The 22,624-nt window shown below is 63.7% G+C and carries 16 protein-coding genes; 8 read left to right on the plus strand and 8 right to left on the minus strand.

Annotated features, from left to right (window positions below; genetic code table 11):
• The first annotated feature begins 35 nt into the window (after nucleotides 1-35).
• Nucleotides 36-698 carry a protein-L-isoaspartate(D-aspartate) O-methyltransferase gene (locus MUG98_RS02420; protein ID WP_265110595.1) on the plus strand — a complete coding sequence of 221 codons (663 nt, stop codon included), beginning with the start codon at nucleotides 36-38 and terminating at the stop codon, nucleotides 696-698.
• Nucleotides 699-805: 107 nt separating this feature from the next.
• Here the strand turns inward: MUG98_RS02420 and MUG98_RS02425 are convergent, their stop codons facing one another.
• Nucleotides 806-1,702: an alpha/beta hydrolase gene (locus tag MUG98_RS02425; RefSeq protein WP_265110596.1), complete on the minus strand. Its 897-nt coding sequence runs from the start codon at nucleotides 1,700-1,702 to the stop codon at nucleotides 806-808.
• Nucleotides 1,703-1,939: 237 nt separating this feature from the next.
• On the opposite strand from MUG98_RS02425, the gene MUG98_RS02430 reads away from it, so the two are divergent.
• Together MUG98_RS02430 and MUG98_RS02435 are read left to right on the plus strand one after the other, a co-directional pair.
• On the plus strand, nucleotides 1,940-3,124 hold the full coding sequence (locus MUG98_RS02430; RefSeq protein WP_265110597.1) for a right-handed parallel beta-helix repeat-containing protein: 1,185 nt from the start codon (nucleotides 1,940-1,942) through the stop codon (nucleotides 3,122-3,124).
• 309 nt (nucleotides 3,125-3,433) lie between these two features.
• Nucleotides 3,434-3,745: a thiamine-binding protein gene (locus MUG98_RS02435; protein WP_265110598.1), complete on the plus strand. Its 312-nt coding sequence runs from the start codon at nucleotides 3,434-3,436 to the stop codon at nucleotides 3,743-3,745.
• Between the two features lie 210 nt (nucleotides 3,746-3,955).
• On the opposite strand, the gene MUG98_RS02440 is transcribed toward MUG98_RS02435, so the two are convergent.
• The 6 genes from MUG98_RS02440 to MUG98_RS02465 all read right to left on the minus strand — a co-directional run bounded on the left by MUG98_RS02440 (nucleotide 3,956) and on the right by MUG98_RS02465 (nucleotide 12,390).
• Nucleotides 3,956-5,488, minus strand: a complete 1,533-nt coding sequence (locus tag MUG98_RS02440) for a TrkH family potassium uptake protein (RefSeq protein WP_265110599.1) — start codon at nucleotides 5,486-5,488, stop codon at nucleotides 3,956-3,958.
• Nucleotides 5,489-5,655: 167 nt separating this feature from the next.
• Nucleotides 5,656-6,090 (minus strand): CBS domain-containing protein, encoded by a 435-nt coding sequence (locus tag MUG98_RS02445; RefSeq protein ID WP_265110600.1) that lies wholly within the window; start codon nucleotides 6,088-6,090, stop codon nucleotides 5,656-5,658.
• A 130-nt stretch (nucleotides 6,091-6,220) separates the two neighbouring features.
• Nucleotides 6,221-6,400: a zinc-ribbon domain-containing protein gene (locus tag MUG98_RS02450; RefSeq protein WP_265110601.1), complete on the minus strand. Its 180-nt coding sequence runs from the start codon at nucleotides 6,398-6,400 to the stop codon at nucleotides 6,221-6,223.
• Between the two features lie 337 nt (nucleotides 6,401-6,737).
• Nucleotides 6,738-8,624, minus strand: a complete 1,887-nt coding sequence (locus MUG98_RS02455) for a CARDB domain-containing protein (protein ID WP_265110602.1) — start codon at nucleotides 8,622-8,624, stop codon at nucleotides 6,738-6,740.
• A gap of 165 nt (nucleotides 8,625-8,789) precedes the next feature.
• Nucleotides 8,790-9,938, minus strand: coding sequence for an MSCRAMM family adhesin SdrC (locus tag MUG98_RS02460; protein WP_265110603.1), 1,149 nt, complete (start codon nucleotides 9,936-9,938; stop codon nucleotides 8,790-8,792).
• Nucleotides 9,939-11,067: 1,129 nt separating this feature from the next.
• Nucleotides 11,068-12,390 carry a M14 family metallopeptidase gene (locus tag MUG98_RS02465; RefSeq protein WP_265110604.1) on the minus strand — a complete coding sequence of 441 codons (1,323 nt, stop codon included), beginning with the start codon at nucleotides 12,388-12,390 and terminating at the stop codon, nucleotides 11,068-11,070.
• A gap of 534 nt (nucleotides 12,391-12,924) precedes the next feature.
• On the opposite strand from MUG98_RS02465, the gene ggt reads away from it, so the two are divergent.
• From ggt to MUG98_RS02490, 5 genes are all read left to right on the plus strand, one after another.
• Nucleotides 12,925-14,775: a gamma-glutamyltransferase gene (ggt, locus tag MUG98_RS02470; RefSeq protein ID WP_265110605.1), complete on the plus strand. Its 1,851-nt coding sequence runs from the start codon at nucleotides 12,925-12,927 to the stop codon at nucleotides 14,773-14,775.
• 849 nt (nucleotides 14,776-15,624) lie between these two features.
• The gene (locus MUG98_RS02475; RefSeq protein WP_265110606.1) at nucleotides 15,625-16,845 is read left to right on the plus strand and encodes a Re/Si-specific NAD(P)(+) transhydrogenase subunit alpha; all 1,221 of its coding nucleotides are present in this window, start codon (nucleotides 15,625-15,627) and stop codon (nucleotides 16,843-16,845) included.
• Between the two features lie 54 nt (nucleotides 16,846-16,899).
• On the plus strand, nucleotides 16,900-17,184 hold the full coding sequence (locus tag MUG98_RS02480) for an NAD(P) transhydrogenase subunit alpha part 2 (RefSeq protein ID WP_265110607.1): 285 nt from the start codon (nucleotides 16,900-16,902) through the stop codon (nucleotides 17,182-17,184).
• On the plus strand, nucleotides 17,184-18,629 hold the full coding sequence (locus tag MUG98_RS02485; protein WP_265110608.1) for an NAD(P)(+) transhydrogenase (Re/Si-specific) subunit beta: 1,446 nt from the start codon (nucleotides 17,184-17,186) through the stop codon (nucleotides 18,627-18,629). The genes MUG98_RS02480 and MUG98_RS02485 overlap by 1 nt, the downstream gene beginning before the upstream one ends.
• Nucleotides 18,630-19,655: 1,026 nt before the next feature.
• Entirely contained in the window at nucleotides 19,656-20,759 is a 1,104-nt protein-coding gene (locus MUG98_RS02490) for an SPFH domain-containing protein (RefSeq protein WP_425601073.1), read from the plus strand.
• 299 nt (nucleotides 20,760-21,058) lie between these two features.
• On the opposite strand, the gene MUG98_RS02495 is transcribed toward MUG98_RS02490, so the two are convergent.
• Nucleotides 21,059-22,090 (minus strand): hypothetical protein, encoded by a 1,032-nt coding sequence (locus tag MUG98_RS02495; protein WP_265110609.1) that lies wholly within the window; start codon nucleotides 22,088-22,090, stop codon nucleotides 21,059-21,061.
• Between the last annotated feature and the right edge of the window lie 534 nt (nucleotides 22,091-22,624).

Consider the following 22,624-nt stretch of genomic DNA (forward strand, 5'->3'; position numbering starts at 1 on the left):
CAAGGGATATGCGACGGACTCACGTAGCACGGCCTATGGACGATCGTGCGGACGCCCGCGACCGGCTCGTCGATCGACTCCAGCGATCCGGCCCGATTCGCTCGTCCCGTGTCGCCGACGCCGTGCGGACGGTCCCGCGCCACGTCTTCGTCCCCGAGGACGAGCGCGATCGCGCCTACGAAGACGCGCCGTTGCCGATCGGCCACGAGCAGGAGATCACCGCGCCGCACCTCGTCGGGCGGATGGCCGATCTCCTCGACCTCGAACCCGGCACGTCGGTCCTCGAAATCGGCGCCGGGAGCGGGTATCACGCCGCAGTCGTCGCGGAACTCGTCGGGGCCGATCACGTCGTCACGGTCGAGCGCGTCCCCGACCTGGCCAGGCTGGCTCGTCGGAACCTCGATCGGGCGGGCTACGATGACGTCGCGCTCCTCGTCGGGGACGGGTCGCGAGGGCTGCCCGGCGGCGCCCCGTACGATCGGATCAACGTCACGTGCGCCGCACCCGAGATTCCGGAGCCGCTGCTCGATCAACTCGCGAACGGCGGCCGGATGACCGTTCCGCTGGGCGACGCCCCGCGCGGATCCCACACGCTCTACCTGGTCGAAAAGGGCGACGACGGCGTCGATCGGACGTCTCACGGCGGGGTGCGGTTCGTGCCGCTCGTCGGTGCGCACGGGTTTTCGACGGCGGATTGAACGGCGGGTCCGTACGGACGGTCCGTGGGCCCCAGTGCGTCCCGGAACTACAGGTGCTGACCGCCTACTCGTGCCCGTCAGCGCATCGACCGGGTTCGATGTCCGTCTTACGCGATGAGGTGGTCGACGAACCAGTCCCGGGCCGCCTCACTGGATTCGTCGAACTTCTCGACGTACGCTTCGAAGTGGCCTCCATCGAGCGTCACGAGTTTTTTCGGCTCGCGCGCTCGCTCGTACGTCTCGAACGCTTTATCGGCGACTGCGAGATCGTCCTCTGCTGCGACGATCAGCAGCAGCGGGGTGGGACTGATCTGCTCGACGTAGTCGATCGGCGCGTACTCGGCCAGCATCTCGATCGTCCTGAGCGTCACCTCGTTTTCCCAGTTCGGGGCGCGCTTCTCTTTCGTCTCGGTAAACCACTCGTAGGAGTCCTGCGTGGGTAACGCCGCTTCCCCGAGCAGGTCTTCGGAGACGACGGGCACCATCTCCGGGTCCTCGTCCCGGAAGCGGGCGCGGCGATCCTGATCGAACTGCTTCCGGTATTCCGTCATGATGTCCGGCCGCACGAGCCGGCGGACGTTGTGGTAGCCGTCCGTCAGTGGCGCCTGGGAGACGACGGCGCTGACCCGGTTCTCGAGCGCACCGACCGTGAGCACGTGCCCACCGCTGTAACTCGATCCCCAGATTCCAATCCGGTCACCGTCGACCTCGTCTCGGGTCTCCGCGTACGTGATCGCGTGCCGGTAGTCCCGGACCTGTTGCCACGGATCGATCTCGTACCGTGGCTCACCCTCGCTTTCACCGAAGTTCCGGTTGTCGAAGACGAGCGCGCCGAGGCCGGCCTCCGCGAACACCTCGGCGTACTCGTCGAGGTACATCTCCTTGACCGCTGAGAACCCGTGTGCCATTACGATCGTCGGCACTGGTTCGTCCGTTTCGTCCGGCGTATAAAGCCAGCCACGCAGGACGTCCCCTTCGGCCTCGAATTCGATGTCTTCTCGCATGGTGCGGTATAGCACAGTATCGCCGAACATCTATGTTAGCATATTCACATTATGATGGAGTGGGTCACAGGGGAGTAACCAATGGTGATTTAATCTGTGAGTCTTCTCCACGGTGCGTGCCGTGGATACTATCCGTCCGCTGGACGGTTCGTGATCTTCGTTACGAATCGACGCCCGCGTCTCGGAACCCCGAACACCAAAGCACCTGCTCCGGGTACGTCCACACGGGACGTGCACATGAACCGAACGCGACGAGCCGTGCTCCGGACGGCGGGCGTTGCTGGACTCGCCGGGTTCGCGACCGCCTCCGAAGCACGGTCCGGGGAGGACGACTACGACTCGATCCGGGTTCCCCAGACCCACCCGACGATCCAGGATGCGGTCGACGACGCCGACGCTGGGGACCTCGTCCTCGTGGACGCGGGGACGTACGACGAGGCGATCGAGGTCTCGACGCCGGGGCTCACGATCCGCGGGGTCGATCGCAACGACGTCGTGCTCGACGGCGGGTTCGAGCGGCGGGACGGCGTCTACGTGGAGGCGGACGGCGTCGCGATCGAGAACCTGACCGCCCGCCACTACGTCGGCAACGGGTTCTACTGGCGGGACGTCGAGGGATTTCGGGGGAGCTACCTGACGGCGTACAACAACGCGGATTACGGACTCTACGCGTACCGCTCTCGCGACGGTCGATTCGAGCAAAGCTACGCGTCGGGCCACACCGACGCCGGGTTCTACCTCGGTCGGAACGACCCGTTCGAGGCGATCATTACGGACGTGATCGCCGAACACAACGGTCTGGGATACTCGGGCACGAGCGCGGGAGGCGACCTGACGATCAGGGATTCGGTCTGGCGGCACAACAGGGCGGGGATCGTTCCGCACACGCTGGACGAGGGGGATCCGCCGCAGCGATCGTCCCGTATCGTGGACAACGAGGTGTACGAAAACGATAACCGCGACGCGCCCGCCAAGCCGCTCACCTATCCGGTGTTCGGGACTGGAATCCTCGTCTGGGGTGGCCGGGACAACCTGATCGAGGACAACGAGGTCCACGATCACGAGCACTTCGGCATCGCCGTCGAACCCAACGTCGTCGAGCCGTCGGGAAACGTCGTCCGGGAGAACAGCGTCTCCGGGTCGGGGACGGCGGACCTCGCGCTCGGGGACCCCGCGGGAGCCGACAATCGATTCGCGGGCAACGAGTTCTCGACGAGTCGCCCGCCGAACATCGAACGCGACGCGAGCGACGGCGATCCCGCCGTCACCGACCTGTTCGAAGCCCAGGAGCGCCGCGCCGATCGAGGCGACGTTCCGGCGGGTGACTGGCGTGATCAGCCGACGCCGGCGGCGCAGCCGACGATGCCGGAGCCGGAGGCACCACCGCGTCCGGCAGCGAAAACGGCGTCGTGGACGGAGTAGTCTGCCGGATGGTCGGTTCGTCTTCCGCCTGACGGGCGGCCGGCTGTCACGCCAGTTGTGGTGGGCCTCCGAGCTACGCCAGGTGATTCGCGTCTGCATCGTCGGCGATACCGTCTCTGCGGCCCGCGATACGAAGACCGTCCCTCGCAGATCGGAGTTCGAATTGCTGATCGGCCGGGATCGGGTGCGTCTCGACGCGCTCGGGGAGCGACGTCACCCGAACGATTATGCTGGTTGTTATCGTAGCACGCGCTGCGCGTCGGTGACCCCGCTCGCTTCCCACAGCGGCGCGTACTCCAGGTGAATCCCATGACAGTCATCGCAAGATTCGAGGTCATCCCCGTCCACGACGGGAGCCTCTCCGAGAACATCGCACAGGCGATCGACGCGCTCGACGAGTTCGACGTCTCGTACGAACTGACCGCGACCGATACGGTCGTCGAAGCCGACGAGGTCGACGAGGTGTTCGACGCCGTCCTGGCGGCACACGACGCGGTCGAGAGCGATCGCATCATCACCTCGCTCGAAGTCGACGAGTACCAGGGCCGCGACCAGGGGGCCGAGGATCGCGTCGAGTCGGTCGCCAGCGTCCTCGGTCACGAGCCCAGACGCGAACGGTGAGCGGCCTCGTGCGCCGGTCCGAGACGGCTTCGGTCGCACCCGGCTACCTCCCGCCGCCGGGTCGTCGTTTTTCACGGGGTTTGGTATCCGGCTGACACGCGAGACGCCGTCGATCGGACGATCCGGGACGGCGGTGACGATCGAACCCGCCTCCGCTACGACCGACCAACCGAACCGACAGTTCGTCGGATAGGCCGCGCCGATCGGGCGTCATTTCCACCAGTACGCCGGCGTGAGGATGACCAGGACCGTGAGGATCTCCAGACGACCGATCCACATGAGAAACACCATGTAGAGTCTCGCCGTCTCCGAGAACGGCAGATAGTTGTTCATCGGACCGACGATCCCGAAGCCCGGGCCGATGTTCCCGAGGGTCGCCATCGTCGTGCTCATCACTTCCAGCGTCGACAGCGAGAGCCCGTGCCGGACCGTATCGAAGTAGATGAGCACCGTGGAGACGGCGAACAGGAGGAGAAACAGCAGCGTGAACGCAAGGAGCCCGTGAACCGTGTCCTCGTCCAGTACCTCGCTGGACGTGCGGATCGGTACCACCGCGTCGGGGTGGACGTCCGTGTACAGTTCGCGGCGGATGACGCGCTGGATCACGTACCACCGGATGATCTTGACCGAACCGGCGGCGGACCCGACGGAGCCACCGAGGAACATGGCGAACAGTAACACGGTCTGGGTCGGAGTACTCCACGAATTGAAGTCCATGCTGGCGTATCCGGTCGTGGTGATGAACGCCAGCGACTGGAACAGGGCGTGCCGGGCCGACGATTCGACGTCGCCGGCGAGTGGCCCGACGTTCACCGGCGTTTCGGCCACCCCGAGTCCGGTGGCCAGGAAGACGAGGAGGATCGCGCCGACGATCCCGATCGCACCAACGTACGATCGGAACTCGGAATTGCCGAACAGGCGGTCCGGGTCCCCGTTGAACGCGTGCCAGAACAGGGCGAAATTTGTACCGGCGACGAGCATGAACGCCATCGCCGTCCACTGTATCGCCGGACTGAACACCTCCATGCTCCGCGCTTCGGGCGAAAACCCGCCCGTCGGCATCGTCGTGAAGGCGTGAGCCACGGCGTTGTAGAACGTCATGTTCGGGGCCGTCCCGACCAGGTGCAGGCCGTAATACAGCCCGAATACCAGCAGTGTGAACCCGACGTAGATCTGCCAGAGCATCCGTGCGGTCTCCCTGATCCCCGGCGTGAGCCGCTCGATGCTGAATCCAGGTGCTTCCTCCTCCATCACCTGCGCGCCACCGACGGACAGCTGTGGCAGAATTGCGACCATCAGCACGATGATCCCCATCCCGCCGAGCCACTGGGTGAGCTGTCGCCACATGAGGATCGATCGGGAGTGGCGCTCGAACGAAATCTCCCCGAGGACCGTCGCACCGGTCGTCGTAAAGCCACTCATGCTCTCGAAGAGCGCGTTCACGGGCATCGCGACCGTTCCCTGTCCCGCGACGAGGTACGGGAGGGAACCCAGGAGCGGCACGGCAAGCCACGTCAGGGCGACGAACAGGAATCCCTCGCGGTGGCCGAGTTCCGGTTTCGGGTGGAGCCGTTCGAGCCCGGCACCGACGACGATTGCGACGGCGATCGTGAGGGCGAACGGAAGGACGCTCTCCCCGTACTCGATCGCGACGGTGAGCGGAACGAAAAGCGGGATACTCATATACTTCAGCACGGTCCCGACGAGACTCAGCGAGATACGGTACTCAACGTGGGTATCCATCGACGCCGTATCCTGCGCTCCGGAGGGTGTTGATATTTACGTCCAGCCGCGAGAGGGGGCCTGCCAGCAACCGCTCACTAGGGCCCCACCGGCACGCGGGCTTCTATCGGCGGCCGCGGCACGGACGAGCACGGACCGAGCACCGCCGTGTCGGCGGCGGAACGCGGTCAGGTGTGTTCGTAGGGCGGTATTTCGGCTTCGACGACGTCGCCGAGCAGCCTGAGTTCTCGGCCGAGAAGGATAACGAAGTCGTCGAACGTGACGATTCCGGCGAGCCGTCCGTCCGAATCGGTGGCCGGGATCCGTCGCACGTTCGACTCCTCCATCGCACGGAGCACGTCGAAGATACCGCTCTCGGCGTCGACCGTCACGAGGTCGTCGCTCATCACGTCTTCGGCGGTCACCGACGATGGGTCGTTCCCCTGGGAGACCGTCTCGATCGTGATATCGCGATCGGTCACGATCCCCTGCGGGCGATCGTCGGTAACGATCACGACACTGCCGACGTCCTCCGCTTCCATCCGCTCCGCCAGTTCGGTAAGCGAGGTATCTGGTGATGCGGTCACGACCCGTTCGCGGACGATTGACCTGATTTCGGGCATGGAGATCCCCTTCCATCGCGCCGGTGCGCGCCACCGGCGGCAGGCGCGTCTACGTGAGGCGGGGAGATAAACCTCCTATCGCGTCCGATCGACCCGGAACGGACCACCTCCGATCGCGAAGGTGGGCTGCTCAGGCGGAATCGGACCCCGCTGCGTCGTACTCGGCTGCGTCGTACTCCGCGATCTCGATCGACCCACAGACCGGACACGTCCGCTCGGTCGACTCGAGTGTCGTCCCACAGTTCCGACACTCGTAGGTGACGTCGGGGTCGTCCGACAGCCACCGCCGCACCGCGGCGGTCAGAGACATGTGTCCTGTGGCTCCGAAGTCAACGGAAAAGATTCCGTGCCTTTCAGGTGCGTGGGTCGGGCCGGTTCGGCGAGCGGTCCGCGAGCCGGATACTCGGCTCCGGTTCGATCGGTGTGACGACCTCGACGCACGCACGACAACGATGTGGGACCGACTCGCGGCACTGACCCCCGTCCGTCACCGTGTGCCGTCGCCGGTCGGCTCGCGGACGACCGCTTCGGTGTGGAAAATAGCCCAGCCTTCGACTGCGTCGTGCTCGATCATCTCGCCCGGCACGTCAGTTGACCGAATGCGGCTTATCACCCGAACGTCGAACGGCGGCGGATGGACCTTGCTGTTACAGCAAGGACCACGAGATCAGGATCGCGGCCGCGGTGAGAACGAGAGCAAGAATAACGGCAGCGAGGATGCCGAAGCTGGGGAGGAACCCTGGCAGGACCCCCGAATCGCCAGTGACGGTCAGCGTGCCGGCACTCGTCCCGCTGACTGCAATCTCGTAGTCACCGGGTTCGTCGAACGATTCGGTGAAGGTGATCCTCTCGCTGGCGCCCGCCGAGACGGTCACGTCTTGGTCGTCGACGACTTCGCCGTCGACGGTCAGTTCCGCGGTGAACGTTCCGGGTTCGCTCCCGGTGTTCTCCAGGGTTGCCCTGACGTCGACGTCGCTACCGACGTCGATTTCGGTGTCACTCAGCGACGCGTCGGTGACCGCGACTGATGAATCGTCCCGGCTCCCCGGTTTGTCGCTGACGGTAAGCGTCCCGGCCGTGACGGTGTTGACGGCGACCTCGTACTTGCCAGCCTCGTCGAACGTCTCGGTGAACGTCACCGTCTCTTCCTCTCCGGGACCGATGTCGACGTTCTGTTCGTCGATAACGTCCCCGTCGACGATCAACTCGGCGGTGAACGTCCCGCCACTCTCTCCTCCCTGTTCGCCGACCTTTGCCGTGATATCGACGGCGTCGCCGGCCTCGATATTCGTCGCGCTCAGGCCTGCCTTGATCACGCCGAAGTCAGGGTCGGGCGTCGGAGCGGGCGGGGCAGGCGGTGCCGGTGGCGCCGGGGGCGCGGGGGGTGATGTGGCCTCGAGCGTGAGCACGCCCGTCTGTGCCTGGATCTGATCGTTCGAGGAGCCGGTCGCAACGTGGACCCAGCGGTAGTCGGTCTCGGACCAGTTCTCGACGGTTTCGACGGTGAGTTCCTCGCTCGCGTTGCCGACGATCGCCGTGGACGAGGCGTTGAGCTGGTCGTCGCCGGGTTCGGTCGTCGGTTCGTCGAGCCCCGCATCGGTCGCGATGAAGTTCACCACGTCGGTGAATTCGATACCGCCGTCTTCCGCCCGTTCGCTCAGCGACTGCTCGAGGATGCTGACGTTATCCCCGTGGTTCTGGACGCCGTTGACCGACTCGAAATCGTGTTTGACGGTGACGTTCTCCATCGAGAGGTTGGCGTTCACCTCCTCGGTGGTGTTTAACGTCACTTCGCTCGTGTTGAAGACGGCTGCGTCGTAGAGCACGACGGCGTGGTTCACGTCGTCGGCTCCCTCGAGGGCCGTCGCGTTGACGTCGAAGGTGACGTTGCCGCCGGGTTCCGGTGTCGAGGGAACGTCGACCGTCGACGGCTCGTCGTGGACGACGATTCGCTCGACGCCGAAGATCGTCGCGTTGTCGGCATTCGTGATGTTTCCGCCGGTCTCTTCGAGGCCGGAAGCGACGATATACTCGTACCGACCGGGTTTGTCTGGCGTATCTGTGTGGGTGAACGTGTCGTTCGACAGGCTGTAGTTGTTCTGGTCCTCGAACGTCACGTTCTCGTTGAGGTTCTCGGTCGTAAGCTGATCGAAGGCTATGCTGTCATTCCCGTGCAGGTAACCCCGGATCACCTTGACGTCCTCGTCGAATTCACCGGTGTCGACGTGGTCTCCGAAGGTGATCGTCGTCTCGGTACCGGTCTCGTAGACTGCGACCGAGCCACGGTTCAGAGTACCATCGCCCTCCGGCGATTCGACGTAGAGCCCCGGAAGCTCGACCGAGACGTTCGCGTCCGCGGTGTCGGCCCGGAAGGAGAGTGGTGCCCGGTTCCAGGCCGAGACGTTGTCGGTGAGTTCGACAACATCGTCGTTCGACTCCTGTGTAGTGACGTTCGCCGCCGTTCCTGTGGCCCCAGCAGTCCATGCGACCCCAGCAACCGGAGCGAGGAGCATGATAGATACCAGGAATGTCACTTTTGCCCATTGTTCCAAATTTTCCATATATCAGCAGATCTGACTCTATTGATTTAATAGTTGCGGGGCCTGGCTCGGACGTCGAGTACTCCGCTGCGGACGATCTCTCGCGATCGACGATCGGGTTCCGTTCAGCCGAAACCGGACTATTAGGTTCAGTGACAGTTAGGTCTCGTTCCGAACAGTGGCAGCCAGAAGCAGGAGGGCGATCGTGAGCAGAGTCGGGAGCGCTCCCGGCGTCCCGAGTTCGTCGTCGGGGGCCGGATCGTCCGTCACCGCGTCGTCGGGGTCGGTCGGTTCGAGTACGTCGTCCGTCTCGTCGTCCTCGTTCGTGTTGCGCTCGTCGTCACCGGCGCCCGAATCGGTGTCGGCGTCGCTCCCGCTCTCGCCGTCGGTCGACTCGTTGCGATCGGCCGTCTCGTCGCCGTCGTCGGCGGTCCCGTCGTCCGCATCGGTCTCGTTGTCGGCTTCGCTGTCCGTATCGGTCTCGTTGTCGGCTTCGCTGTCCGTATCGGTCTCGTCGTCGCTCTCGTTCCCGGTCGTGGCGTCACTATCGCTCCCGTCGGCATCGGTCTCGTCGGACGTCACGGTGAGCGTCGCACCGTTCTCGACGGCGAGGGTGGTCGGATAGCCGTCGACCGTCTCGTCGCCGACGACGGCGCCATACACGTCGTAGGTGCCGGTGTCGAACGCCGCCAGGGAAACCGTCGTCCCGTAGCTCGTTTCACCTTCGTGCTCGAGCGTCACCTCGGTGACGTCGTTCCCCTCCCAGATCGCGACGTCGACGGTCTCCGGTCGGGCCAGGCCGTCGATCGGCTCGACCGTCGCCTCGACCTCGATCTCGCTCCCCTGTTCGGCCGTCGTCGGATACGCGAGGGTGACGTCGTACCCCTGCACGACGACCGGCGTCACCGCCTCGCGACCCTGATCGTCCGGTTCGAGGGAGAGCATGTAGGTTCCGGACTCGAGGGCACTCGTGTCGAAGTCATCACCGTCGTCGCCCATCGTCACGGCGGGTTCGTCGGCGGACAGGTACTCGCGGTATTCAGAATCGCCGTCAGTGTTGTACAGGATGACGTAGTAGTTCTCAGCCGACGTGACCTCCATTTCGATCGGTTCGCCGGATTCGATCACGGCGATCTCGTCGATGTCGTACTCGCTCCCTTCGATCTCGACCGTTTCCGTCGGCGTCTCGATCGCGTCGTCGACCGTCAACTCGTACTCCGAATCGGCGGCCACCACCGTGAGCACCGTGAGCGAGGCCGCGCCGAGGATCAGAAGAACAGCAACTGCAACGCCGACGATGTTACGCATAGCCACCGATTTCTCGGTTCGGAATAAAATCTTTCTGCTCTACTGATCGACCGCGTAATTCGATTCGGCCGGTCGATCGCCTCGACAGTTCCGATCGACTCGCGCGTCGATCCCGATCGGCGCTTCGAGTTCGGCGGCCTCACGGAACTGGTCGACGACGTCCGCATCGCGCGCCGGCCGTGCCAGCGTGTACAGACGTCTCTGCCACTTCTGCCGGGATACGCGTCGGCACGATCGAACAGTTCTTCGCGGGCCTGGACGCGAACGCGATCGGGACGATCACGAGACGACGGTCCGGAACACCACACACCCGATCGGCCATCGCCCCGACGCCACCGCCGCGGAGCGCCGAGAGACGCTCTCCGGACCCGTTTCTGCCGACTCGACGGGTGCCGTCCCGCTCGCATGGTTCGCCAGAGTGCCACCGAGGACGCCTCGCGGTGACCGCGCTGTGCCCGTTTTTTCCGACGGGGGTGGTTCCACCAGAATCGTTAGTTGGCCAACAGACTTATTCTGAACTGGCGGAACTACTCGACTGGCGAGGGGGAGACCGCTATCGGGACCCGATAGCAATCCGGCTGTACACCCACGACAGTCACCCGGTCACCCTCGCCCGTCGTCAGCACCGATCCGCGATAGCCAGTCCTGGGACCGCGGCGACACCTGCAGTTGGGGGGACCGTCCCGCCGGCTTCCAGTCGGCGCATTTTTGCGTCCATCGGTCGGCACAGGATGCTCTTCGGATTGAACCGGGGCACGTGCGGTCTGGTCTCCGTGGTCTGGTGAGAGTGTCATCCGGACAGGCGCTGTGAGGACGGTGCGCTGGTCGACTGGTGAACCGAGTCCAGCCCTGAATCGGGCTCGAATCGGGGATTTCAGGCTGGTCGCGACGTCAACAGCCGCTCTCGAGTCGACGATCTACAGCGAACCGTTCGTGGTCCAGAGCACCACGGTCGTCGCTACTGGATCGAGAACGCTCGGGTCGACGGTAGGTGGTGGTACGGCGGGTTCCGACCCGAGCACCTCGGTATTCACTCCTGTGATTTATTAATACTGTGTACATGTATTCCGAGAACCATTATTCAGAGTTATCGCCGATCGACGTTCGTCCTCGCTCTCCTGCCGGAACGTCACCGTGGTTGGATCCCCTGGCCGTACAGCGGCGTCTCGAAGTAGGGCTCCACGCTATACTCGCCGAGAGCGGGGTCGTCGGCGAGCGCGGCGAACGACTCGAGGAAGCCGACCGTCGTGAGTTCCAGCTGGCGACCGAACGCTTTCTGGCCGAGGTCGTCGGTCTGATAGGCGACCTCGTAGAGCATCCCCGCGACCCCGTCGCCGCCGTTGGCGACGTTCGGACACAGGCCGTCGAGGTACGATCCCCACAGGGGGAAGTAGCCGTAGCGGGTGATGCTGTCGAAGACGCTGTCCCCGCGTTCGGCGAGGGCCTCGATGACCAGCGAGTTCAGCTTGATCGATCGCGCGCTAGTCTCGGCATCGAGGAACGGGTTGACCGCCTCCGAAACGGGGGCGTGATCGGCCGGGTAGAACGGCGAACGGTCGAGGTACTCCGGACCGTACGCCGCCATCACGCTCATGAGCGTCTGTTTTGTCGGGCGCTTCCCCTCGTCGCTTCCCGGATACAGGCTCCCGCCTTTGTGGTGGTGAGTGATCGCGTAATCGGGGTTCGTCTCCATAAACGACTCCGTGACGGCGCGCACTTCGGGTGCCAAGCGGAGGCCGCTCCCGAAGAGCGTGTGCCCTTCGTAGGGCATGTCCAAGTACTGCTCGTCGGCCCACCACGCGGCGTCGTCGTCCGTGCGCGGGTCGAACTCCGAGGGCGGCCGCACGTTGAAGTCCCGGTTCATATCGTAGCCCGGCGCCTGACCGTCGGGGTCGTAGTGGTAGTACGGCCGATACCGCGACTGGTCGGCGGTCCACGCCTGGGTGTTGTATCGGCGCCCGACTCGTTCTTTCCCCCCGTCGCCGTCGACGTCGTAGCGATACATCGCGCCGTCGGGGTTGACCCGGGGAATGATCGTGAACGAGAGGTTCTCGAGGATGTGATCGACCTGGCGCGAATCGCTCAGCCCGAGGCGCCGGATCAGCTTGAGCGCCGCCTCGGTTCCGATCGCTTCGTCGCCGTGGATCTGCGTGACCAGGTGGACATCGACGTCGCCGCCGCCGACCTGCACTTCCCAGATCGGGTCGTTCCGGCCGGCCGAACGGCCGCGTTCTCGCAGCGAAACCCGGCCGCTCTGGCGCGCGATGGATTCGAGCGCCGCCGTGAGTTGCGCGTTCGTGTGAAACGCGTTCAGATTGATCGCGTTCGGTTGCCCGAGCGCGGGCCCGCCCGGCCGGTACCGCTCGCGGTCCGGCGCAGCGCTCGCCGCGCCAACGGCCGTCACTCCAACTGTCGCTGCGCCAGTCGCCTTGAGGAACGTTCTGCGGTGCATAGTGATCACCAGGGAGGGGATGGCGCGCGGGCGCCATCGAATACCCATCGAGTGTGATCATTCCCGTCCTCTTATACTTACGGAGCTTTTTCAGCCCCAGAGCAGCGTCCGAAACACGACCCCCGAGGCTGCACCGGCCATCGATGCCCCGTTTCGGTGCGAGTGCCGTTTCGGATGGCGCCGCCGCTCGCCGAATGGGATGGCAGTATCGGCCACACAGCGCCGCGCTGTGGCCGTTCTTCTCGCCGTACTCGGTGGCGAACTCGTGGACGGGTTCTGCGGATCCGTGATGTTCGCGACCCGCGTCCCCCTGAATATAGCCACCGTCGATCAGCAGCGTTTCGTCCCCTCTGGGGGACGATGTCGTGGAAGTGTGACGTCCAGACGACGCGACCTGCGTCTTGGCTGCGAGCGTCCGGCGAGTAGACGCGACCAAAAACGCTGCCACTCACCTAGAATAGTTATTATTCCGTTATCAGCACGTGACGTCTGACAAAATAGTTTTCATTGCTATCATAAAATGTGCCTTCGTTCATGTCGGAACGATACGAGTCACCAGCGCAGGAGAACCGAACCGGAACCGACGGGAGCCCCCCGGGAATCAACCGCCGTCGGTTCCTCGCGCTCACTGGAACGACCGCTGGCGCGCTCACGGCCGGTACGACTCCGACGACGGCAGCGTCTCGGGCGGCCACCGACGTCTCCGGCTTTAGCTGCGACCACCCGCAGTTCACTTGCGGCCGCGAAATCACCGCCGCCGATGGGATGGTCTCGACGGTCGATCCGATCGCCGGCGGCGTCGCCGCACGCGTCCTCCGGGAGGGCGGGAACGCGATCGACGCGGCGATCGCGCTCCAGTACGTCCTGAACGTGACCCAACCCCACGGCTCGGGCATCGGCGGCGGCGGATTCATGGTCGTCTACGACGCCGAGGCGGACTCGGTCGACGTCGTCAACAGCCGCGAGCGCGCGTCCCAGGGGGCCACCCCCGACATGTTCCTCGACGACGACGGGGAGGAGCTCCCCTTTTCGCAGGCGATCCAGACCGGTGAGGCGATGGGGACCCCCGGAACGCTGAAAGGGCTCGAGACGGCGCGCGAACGGTACGGCAGTCGGTCCCGACAGCGGCTGATCGAACCGGCGATCGACCTCGCCCGCAACGGGTTCACGGTCGACTGGTTCCTCGCCGAGCAGATCGCGGCCAACACCGGGAAGTTCAACGACGCGGCCCTCGAGGTCTTCAGCGACGAGAACGGGACCCTCTACGAGGAGGGCGACACGATGACCAACCCCGACCTGGCCGAGACGCTCGAACGCATCAAGCGCGACGGCGCCGAGGCCTTCTACGAGGGGCCGATCGCCGAGGACCTGGCGGCGGAGATCCAGCGCCACGCCCGCGACCCCGATCGCACCGTCGACGAGGCCGACCTCGCGAGGTACGACGTTACGCTCGACGACCCGGTCCGCAAGGAGTGGCGCGACGTCGAACTCGTCGGCCAGCCGCTCCCGAGCTCCGGGCCCACCGTCGTGTCGATGATCCTCCGGATGCTCGAGTTCCTCGAGATCGACGACTACGACCTCCGGTCGCCGGAGATGTACCACCTGCTCGCCGAGGCGATCATCGTCGCCTGGGGCGATCGGATGGAGTACATGGGCGACCCCGAGTTCGTCGACGTTCCCATCGACGGCCTGCTCTCGGACGAGTACCTCCAGGAACGCGCGGAGATGATCGAACTCGGGCAGTCGGTCCTGACCGAGGGCTGTTTCGGAGGCGGCGAGACGGATCGGATCAGTACCGGCGGCCAGACGACGCACTTCTCGGTCGTCGACCGGTGGGGGAACGCGGTCTCGTACACCTCGACGATCGAGCAATTCATGGGCTCGGGCAAGATGGTTCCCGGTCGCGGGTTCATGATCAACAACGAACTCACGGACTTCGATCGCACGCCGGGCGGCGCGAACGAGCCCGAACCCTGGAAACGCCCGCTGAGCAGCATGAGCCCGATGATGGTCCTCCGCGACGGCAAACCGGAGTTCACCGCCGGTTCGCCCGGCGGGTGGCGGATCATCACCTCGACGATGCAGGCGATCCTCTTCCGGTACGTCTACGGGCTCGACCCGCTGGCGGCGATCACCGAGCCGAGTATCTATACCCACTACTGCGGGGGAATCGGCTGGGACGCGGGCGTCCCCGCGGAGGCCCGGCAACGCACCTCGGAGTGGGGCCAAGACTGGGACGACACCCCAAGCACCCTCGGCAACGTCCAGGTCATCGACATCGGCGAGGACGAACTGACCGGCGCGGCTGATCCGAACCGCGACGGTCAGGCCGTCGGCTTCGACCGGCCCGGACGCGGTCGCGGGCGGGGCCGGCGACGCGACTGAGAGGGCTTGCGTGGCCACCGTCCCCGATGTGCAGCGGACGCGTCTGCGGGTCCCCATCCGATCGCTAGTACTTTTCCGCTCGTACGTCCCGACGTGACTACCGGAACGAATGGCTTAACGGCCACAATTCTCCAGGAAAGATATAGTTTCGCTACAACTGTTTGGAACCAATTCCCTCGGCGGTCTGCTACCGGCGATCGTAGTGGCCCTTCTGCTTGTCGCTTTCGGCACGTACGTTGGTCTCCTCGTGGCACTTCAATCGTTCTTCGGTGCATCGACGCGTGAAGAAGTGAACGGATCCGAAACCGATTGAAAATCCACTGCTACAGAAGAGTATCCGACGACTCCACTTCGATCCGAAGTGACTGATGACTATTCTTCTCCGACGGGCCAACCAAGGTACGTGCTGCGTACGCGCCATCTCTGCAGCAGCGCCCGACCAAACTGCCGAATACGTCGCCAGAAACGGCGCGTTGCGTACGGAGGATGACTTCGTCGATCTCACCCCGGACGCGTGATCGTACCGATGGACGACCGAGCAACGACCAGTTGCTGATGAGAAAGAGGATTCCCATCGTACCGGTGATGGCTAGCGATACAGGGTTATTTCGGTATGTTCGGTATTGTATGTGCTCGATCCACTGCCCCGTTACTGGGTGTAGAAAGCCGATCTGAAGAATACGGAATATTACAGGAGTACCAAGGAATATATAGGATCTCCACAATGTCCGTAACCACAACTGGTCCAAGGGAGTTCACCAAGAGAATGAACGGGTATACACATCGAGTAGGACCGGGACACGAGACGTCTCCTGTTGCTGCAACACGAACCGACGTGAGGGACGGCCCGTGATCGTCGGCGTCCCTACCGAGACGGCCGAAGACGAGAACCGCGTCGCAGTCATCCCGTCCGTCGCCGCGGACCTGATCGACGACGGCCACGAGGTCATCGTCGCGGCCGGGGCCGGCGAGGCTTCGAACTGGGCCGATACGGAGTACGAAGCCGTCGGCTGTGAGGTACTTTCGGACCGAAAGGCGGTGTTCGAACGGGCCGACGTCGTCTTCCAGGTCCGCGGGCTCGGTTCCGCGGACGTCGAGACCGATCCGTACGAAGAGGGCCAGATAGCCATCGGGATGTACAGTCCGTACGAGATCGCCGATGGTACTCTCGAGGAACTGGCTGACCAAAACGTGAGCGCATTCTCACTCGAGTTGATGCCCCGAATCAGCCGGGCACAAAGCATGGACGCGCTATCGTCACAATCCAGCCTCGGTGGGTACAAGGCCACTCTGCTGGCTGCAGAGGAACTTCCCAGAATGTTCCCGATGGAGATGACCGCTGCTGCCACCATCCAGCCGGCGGACGTGTTCGTCATCGGAGCTGGCGTCGCCGGCCTCAAAGCCATCGCAACTGCCGAACGGCTCGGGGCGGCCACGCGCGCCTACGATATCCGGCTCGAGGTCAAACGTGAGGTCGAGAGCCTCGGCGCTGATTTCGTCGAACTCGACCTCGAAACTGAGGGGTCGGGTGATGAGGAGGGCTATGCCCAGGAGATGGACGAGGAGTTCTACGCCGAGCAACGCAAGCAGATGAAGCGGGTCGTCCCCGAATCGGACGTGGTCATCACGACGGCAGCTATCCCTGGCGCGCCCGCACCGGAGCTGGTCTCGACAGAAATGATCGAGCGGATGGATCCCGGATCGGTCATTGTCGACCTCGCGGCCCCGACCGGGGGCAACTGTGAGCCCACCGTGGCCGATGAGACGGTCCACCACGAGGGAGTCACCATCTTCGGGCCGACGAACCTGCCCTCGAGGGTCAGCCACACTGCGAGCCAGCAGTACGCCAATAACCTGCGTAGCTTTCTCGAGAACCTGCTCGACGAGGACGGCAACCTCGATATCGACGTCGAGGACGAAATCATCGACTCGACGCTTCTGGTCCACGCGGGAGCCGTTCGGAATCCACACGTCAATGACGAGGACGACACGGACACGAATGACAGCGAACCCGACGAGACGGTGGATGAGGACGAAGACGATTACGTGGAGGCAACTGATGCCGAGTAAGAGTTCGAGGCTGCCACGTGTCCTGTCGCGCTTGACGGCCCGGGAGGTGATCGCATGACGTTCGTCGAGAATCTGACGCTATTCGTGCTGGCTGCCTTCGTCGGCTACGAAATAATCACAAAGATCCCGACCAATCTGCACACGCCGCTAATGTCCGGGGCGAACGCCATCTCGGGGATTACGCTGCTGGGGTCGGTCGTAGTTGCCGGATCGGGGTCGACGACGATAGCGACGGTGCTCGGCTTTCTGGCGGTCGTCATGGCGACGATCAACGTCATCGGCGGTTATCTGGTGAGTCACTTCATGCTCGACCAGTTCAGTCACGGAGGACGTAATTGATGACGGGTATTATCGGCGGGCTGCCGGACTCGATCCTTCAGTTCACGTATCTCGTCGCCGGCGTCCTGTTCATTCAGGGGCTCCGGGATATGACCCACCCGCGGACGGCGACGCGCGGGAACAAAATCTCCTCCGGAGGGATGTTCCTCGCGGTGGTCGTCACTATCCTCTGGTTCGAGGTTCTCTCCCCGCTGGTTCTGGGTGCCGGGCTGCTCGTCGGCGGAGCGATCGGCGTCTGGCTGGCCGTCACCGTCGAGACGACGGAGATGCCGCAGTTGGTCGGGCTGTTCAACGGGTTCGGCGGCGGCGCGTCCGCGCTGGTCGCAGGTGCGGAACTGATCGACGTGATGGAATCCGGTAACTCACTCTCCGTGGGGTTAGCCTCGACGGCCGCAATCGCCGGCATCATCGGAGCTGTCACGTTCTGGGGCAGCCTCGTCGCCGCCGGGAAGCTCCACGGGGTAGTCGGGGATTCGCCGGTTAGCGAGACCGTCGGCCACGGCATCAAGGTCCTCTTCTTGTCGGCGGCCGTGATGGCCGGCCTGTTCCTGATCGTCCGACCGGGGACTTTCGGGTCGGCACCGCTGGCCGCGTGGATACCATCCTACTGGGTGCTGGTCGCGGCCGCGTCCGTTCTCGGTATCTTCCTCGTCGTCCCGATCGGCGGCGCGGATATGCCCGTGGTCATCGCCTTGCTTAACTCCTACTCCGGGCTGGCGGCAGCGACGACGGGGTTCGTGCTGAACAACACCGTCCTTATCATCGCTGGAACGCTCGTCGGTGCTTCGGGACTCATCCTGACGGTCATCATGTGCGAGTCGATGAACCGCTCGCTGACGAACGTTCTGTTCGGGGGACTCGGCACCGGTGACCGAGACAGCGAGGACATGGAGGACATCTACGAAGGGAAGATCACCGAATCCTCCCCCGAGGAGATCGTGATGCTCATGGAGACGGCCCAGCGCGTCGTCATCGTTCCCGGGTACGGGATGGCTGTCGCGCAGGCACAACACGCCGTCGCCGAACTCGTCGAACTCCTCGACGAGAACGGTGTCGACGTCGAGTTCGGTATCCATCCCGTCGCCGGTCGGATGCCCGGCCACATGAATGCGCTGCTGGCCGAAGCCGACGTACCCTACGGCAAGATGCGCGAACTCGAGGAGGTCAACCCGACCTTCTCACAAACTGACCTCGTGATCGTCACGGGTGCGAACGACGTCGTCAACCCGAAGGCAAACACCGACGACTCTAGTCCCATCAGCGGCATGCCCGTGCTGAACGTTGCAGAAGCACAATCGGTGGCCGTCAACAAGCGGAGTCTCAGTCCGGGCTTTTCCGGGATTCCGAACCCGCTGTTCGCGGAGGACAACGCGAGCATGCTCTTTGGCGACGCCAAAGAATCGATGCAGGGACTGGTCAACGAATACAAAGACGCGACTTCGTAAGCGAACCAGGACCTTCTGGAGGGGTGGATCCGCCCAAATCGAACGTCCGCATCCGCGGTGTTCGGATACGGTTGACGGAATGAGGCGTGGTAGTTCCTGCGTGATTCGTGCCCGAAAACGCTCGCTTCGGTACCACTCTCGGCCAGATCGACGTGGGTTCCGCCTTGCATAATTCTCTGTTTCGGATACTGTTCGAATTTTATATATATATATTCGGTGTTGAGCGGGCTCGATCGACGGTACAGAACCGGGTTCAAAAAGACGATCTCCAACCCGTCACCGATCGGAACCCGGATCGCGTCGCGATCGACGACCCCGCGATCCACCTCGACGATCAGCGCGACTGACTGTACGCTGTGGTCGATCCGAAACCAACGAATTTTCCTCGTGAGGCGTTTTTCAGCGCGAATAGCAGCACCTTACCCCGATATTTCTCAGCGATCGCCAGGCGAGACACGATGTCGAACACGCCGGGTTCTACGTCGACTCAGCACCGTGGCCGAACGCTGCACTTCACGTTCGTGGGCACCGATTTCGATGCGAAAACCGTGGACATCGGACCGGTGCTGAACATATATCTTAAAAGACATAAGAGCGTACATCTCAGTCTGGAAACTGCTTTAGCGACGTTGAACCTGTAACCGCTGACGCATGGCACCAGAGCTACACGTTCCGCTGGAATCAGCTACGCTGAACAGTGCTACCGAACACCACGTAGCGGATCGGCCCCCAGACCTCGAGCAACGCTCACCGCCGCGGGTCGGCGTCGGTTTCGGATCCCGCCAACCTCAACTCCCCCACAGACGACCGCTCGGAATGGCTATCGTGACGGACCTGCTGACGCGCCGGTGGCGAACGCCGATCGGCGCCGAGCTAACCCTGCCCGTTCCGCGTCTGTCGAGGACTGGCCGGATGCTGTGCGATCTCCCCCGGTCTGTGGCCGTCGGTATGGCTGCGCTCGGAAGCGGACGAGTAATGTCGTGTTATATGCTAACAGTTACCGTGTTACTGGGTATAGCGTTACCTATGGGACCCACGATACCGTTCCAAACCGTCCCTAGTGTCGAACCGTTCGCCATCGTCGCCATGCTCGTCCTCGGACTGGCGCTCGTGACCATCTGGTCGCTGGTCGAAATCGTCGACGCGTACGAGCGGGAGGCGCTCACCGTGTTCGGCGAGTACCGAACCATCCTCGAACCGGGGATCAACTTCGTCCCGCCGTTCGTCAACAAGACCTACACGTTCGACATGCGGACTCAGACGATCGACGTGCCGCGCCAGGAGGCGATCACGCGTGACAACTCGCCGGTCACCGCCGACGCGGTCGTCTACATTCGGGTGATGGACGCCAAACGCGCGTTCCTCGAGGTCGAGCATTACCACAACGCCGTCTCGAACCTCGCTCAAACGACGCTGCGTGCCGTGCTCGGCGACATGGAACTCGACGAGACGCTGAACAAGCGCCAGCAGATCAACGCCAAGATCCGCGAGGAACTCGACGAACCCACCGACGAGTGGGGGATCCGCGTCGAGAGCGTCGAGGTCCGCGAGGTCAACCCCTCGAAAGACGTCCAGCAGGCGATGGAGCAACAGACCGCCGCCGAGCGCAAGCGCCGGGCGATGATCCTCGAAGCCCAGGGCCAGCGCCGGTCCGCGATCGAGCGGGCCGACGGTGACAAGCAATCCAACATCATCCGCGCCCAGGGCGAGAAACAGAGCCGGATCCTCGAAGCCCAGGGGGAGGCGATCTCGACGGTGCTCCGGGCGCGGGCGGCCGAGGCAATGGGCGAACGCGCCGTAATCAACGAGGGACTGAGCACCCTCGCCGAAATCGGCCACAGCGAGTCGACCACGTTCGTCCTCCCGCAGGAGTTGACCGCGATGCTCGGTCGGTACGGGAAGCACCTCACCGGCAGCGACGTCACGGAGGGCGGTCACGAACTCGAGAGTCTCCCGTTCGATGCGGAGACGCGTGACCTGATCGGCCTCGACGAGATCAGCGAGATCGTCGGGGAGATCGATACGCTGGACGTCGACGCGCTGGATCGGGAGGTGCCGGTCGAGACCGACGGCGTCGAGCCCGCGGCCCGCGCGGATGCCGACGCGGTCGAAGAGTCCGAGGCGGAGTAACGCGGGCCACGGCGTCCCGATCGGACTCCCGCGCTCCCGCCGTCGCAGTGACGCCCGACGCTGTGACCATGCCCGCGTCCAACGGGACCAGCGAGACGATCGGGTGCCGGAGCGCTGATGAGTCGATCATCCCGCGGAGCCGTCCGTTTCGCGTCGCTGACTGACGGCTCGCGGTTGGAGACGGCGCTGCGCACCGCCACGGGGGTCCCGATCCGAAAGGCGCCCTTTCCCGGCGGAGTCCGTACGAACACTCGATGACGGGATCGATGGTTCACCGGGATTCTCGAGCGGCTACCGCTCTATTCCGTCCAGAGGTCGATCCAGTCCCGAAGCCAGTCCGGAAGGTCGATCCCGTCCGGGGACTCCGGTTCTTCCGGGGCGTTCTCAAACGTGCCGTTGAGCGCCATCGAGTGATCGTCGTAATAGGCGTAGAGATTTTGCGGTGCCAGGTACTGGCCGCCGTAGTATCCCGCAGGCCCGTTCGATTCGATGCTATTGTTCTCGTAATCCTCCGTGAACCGGAAGTCCCGCCGATCGTATATCAGATCGCCGTCGAGCCAGTACTGGACGACGCCATCCGAGTTGGCCGTCCCGTTGTCGGCGGTATTCACGCGTACGTAGTACTCGAATTCGTACCACTGTCCGGGAACGATCGCCGGTTGCCGGACGGCGTACTCCTCGCCGTCAACGAGAAAATCGTGGTCTTGATTCTGATCCATATGATACGTGTACGACAACAGGTGGAACGGTCCGTCCGAAGTCGTGTCCCTCGTAGTGACGTACAGTCGGTTGCTCCATCCGTTGGTCCCGTCAGGGACGCCGCCACCCGCACTGCCCTCACCCAGAGCCATTGCACAGTTCCAGATCCGACAGTTGGTTGTACCTCCGTTGATCATCGTCCAGTTGGTGTTGAGCGCAAAGTGCACGCGGCCGTTGAGTTCGAGTAGCCCGTCTTCGAAGTCGTAGTGGGTACTCGCCCCCCAGTTGTCGCCTTCACGAACCCGGAGTTCGATCGCGGTCTCTCCGGAGTACGTCGGACTGGAAACGAACGATATATTGTCGCTGTCCCCGTTTGACAGCCGATACACGTCGTTCCAGCTCTCGTACGCGTCGTAATCGATGTGGATGACCTCGTCCGGTTCGCCGTCGTGACTGTCCGCCGCCGCACGCCCGACTCCGGACCCAGCGGCGCCGAGCAGGCCACCGGCACCCAGCAGACCTCCTATCCGAAGCGTCCGGCGTCGAGTCACGCTCGTGGTAGTTTTCGGCTCGGTCACGTCGTTTCTGTCGCTTCCCTCCGGGACCGCGCGATTGGTCTGAGTGTCCTCCATGCAGCCTGAGACCACTTTCTGCCGGACGATAGTATTAGCACGATTTACAAACGTTAACTTACATCATCGGAAGTTCGTCTCGTGGGAATCACCATCGACTACGACAAACGGGGTCCTTATCCACTGTTTCTCGTCTGAAATAAACGGCCGCCGTCCTGCAATATGTTAACGATACTCTATCGAGATTCTCGATAGATACTCGATACCGGTCCCGTGTCTCGATGGAGATGAGGACAGATTACGGTGGCAGCCCGTCCGCCGACGACCTGCCAAAACCACCGTCCCGCGATAGCCGATCGAGTTTCGTCGCGTGAATTGTGGTTGAACGTCGGGGGAACGCGTGATGGACGCGCTGAAGCTGCTCTCGATGAGGAGCCACCCGATCACGGTCGGCCACCGGCCGGGTTCGGCACCGCCTCGCCGTTCGCTCGAGGCCCTCGCGGAACGAGCCTGTCGGATCGCCGCCGCGGTCACGTCTGCCGTTCCAGTTACGATCGTTGTCCGTCCTGTATTCGAGGGTACGGGGCCGGTATT

It is taken from the genome of Halosolutus halophilus (genome assembly GCF_022869805.1).
GTDB lineage: Archaea > Halobacteriota > Halobacteria > Halobacteriales > Natrialbaceae > Halosolutus > Halosolutus halophilus.

Coding starts and splice junctions, on each gene's coding strand:
- MUG98_RS02480 (WP_265110607.1), top strand. CDS start 16,900: ATGACGTTCGTCGAGAATCTGACGCTATTCGTGCTGGCTGCCTTCGTC.
- MUG98_RS02425 (WP_265110596.1), bottom strand. CDS start 1,702: ATGCGAGAAGACATCGAATTCGAGGCCGAAGGGGACGTCCTGCGTGGC.
- MUG98_RS02465 (WP_265110604.1), bottom strand. CDS start 12,390: ATGCACCGCAGAACGTTCCTCAAGGCGACTGGCGCAGCGACAGTTGGA.
- MUG98_RS02435 (WP_265110598.1), top strand. CDS start 3,434: ATGACAGTCATCGCAAGATTCGAGGTCATCCCCGTCCACGACGGGAGC.
- MUG98_RS02450 (WP_265110601.1), bottom strand. CDS start 6,400: ATGTCTCTGACCGCCGCGGTGCGGCGGTGGCTGTCGGACGACCCCGAC.
- MUG98_RS02430 (WP_265110597.1), top strand. CDS start 1,940: ATGAACCGAACGCGACGAGCCGTGCTCCGGACGGCGGGCGTTGCTGGA.
- MUG98_RS02490 (WP_425601073.1), top strand. CDS start 19,656: ATGGGACCCACGATACCGTTCCAAACCGTCCCTAGTGTCGAACCGTTC.
- MUG98_RS02460 (WP_265110603.1), bottom strand. CDS start 9,938: ATGCGTAACATCGTCGGCGTTGCAGTTGCTGTTCTTCTGATCCTCGGC.
- MUG98_RS02440 (WP_265110599.1), bottom strand. CDS start 5,488: ATGGATACCCACGTTGAGTACCGTATCTCGCTGAGTCTCGTCGGGACC.
- MUG98_RS02420 (WP_265110595.1), top strand. CDS start 36: ATGGACGATCGTGCGGACGCCCGCGACCGGCTCGTCGATCGACTCCAG.
- MUG98_RS02485 (WP_265110608.1), top strand. CDS start 17,184: ATGACGGGTATTATCGGCGGGCTGCCGGACTCGATCCTTCAGTTCACG.
- MUG98_RS02445 (WP_265110600.1), bottom strand. CDS start 6,090: ATGCCCGAAATCAGGTCAATCGTCCGCGAACGGGTCGTGACCGCATCA.
- MUG98_RS02495 (WP_265110609.1), bottom strand. CDS start 22,090: ATGGAGGACACTCAGACCAATCGCGCGGTCCCGGAGGGAAGCGACAGA.
- ggt (WP_265110605.1), top strand. CDS start 12,925: ATGTCGGAACGATACGAGTCACCAGCGCAGGAGAACCGAACCGGAACC.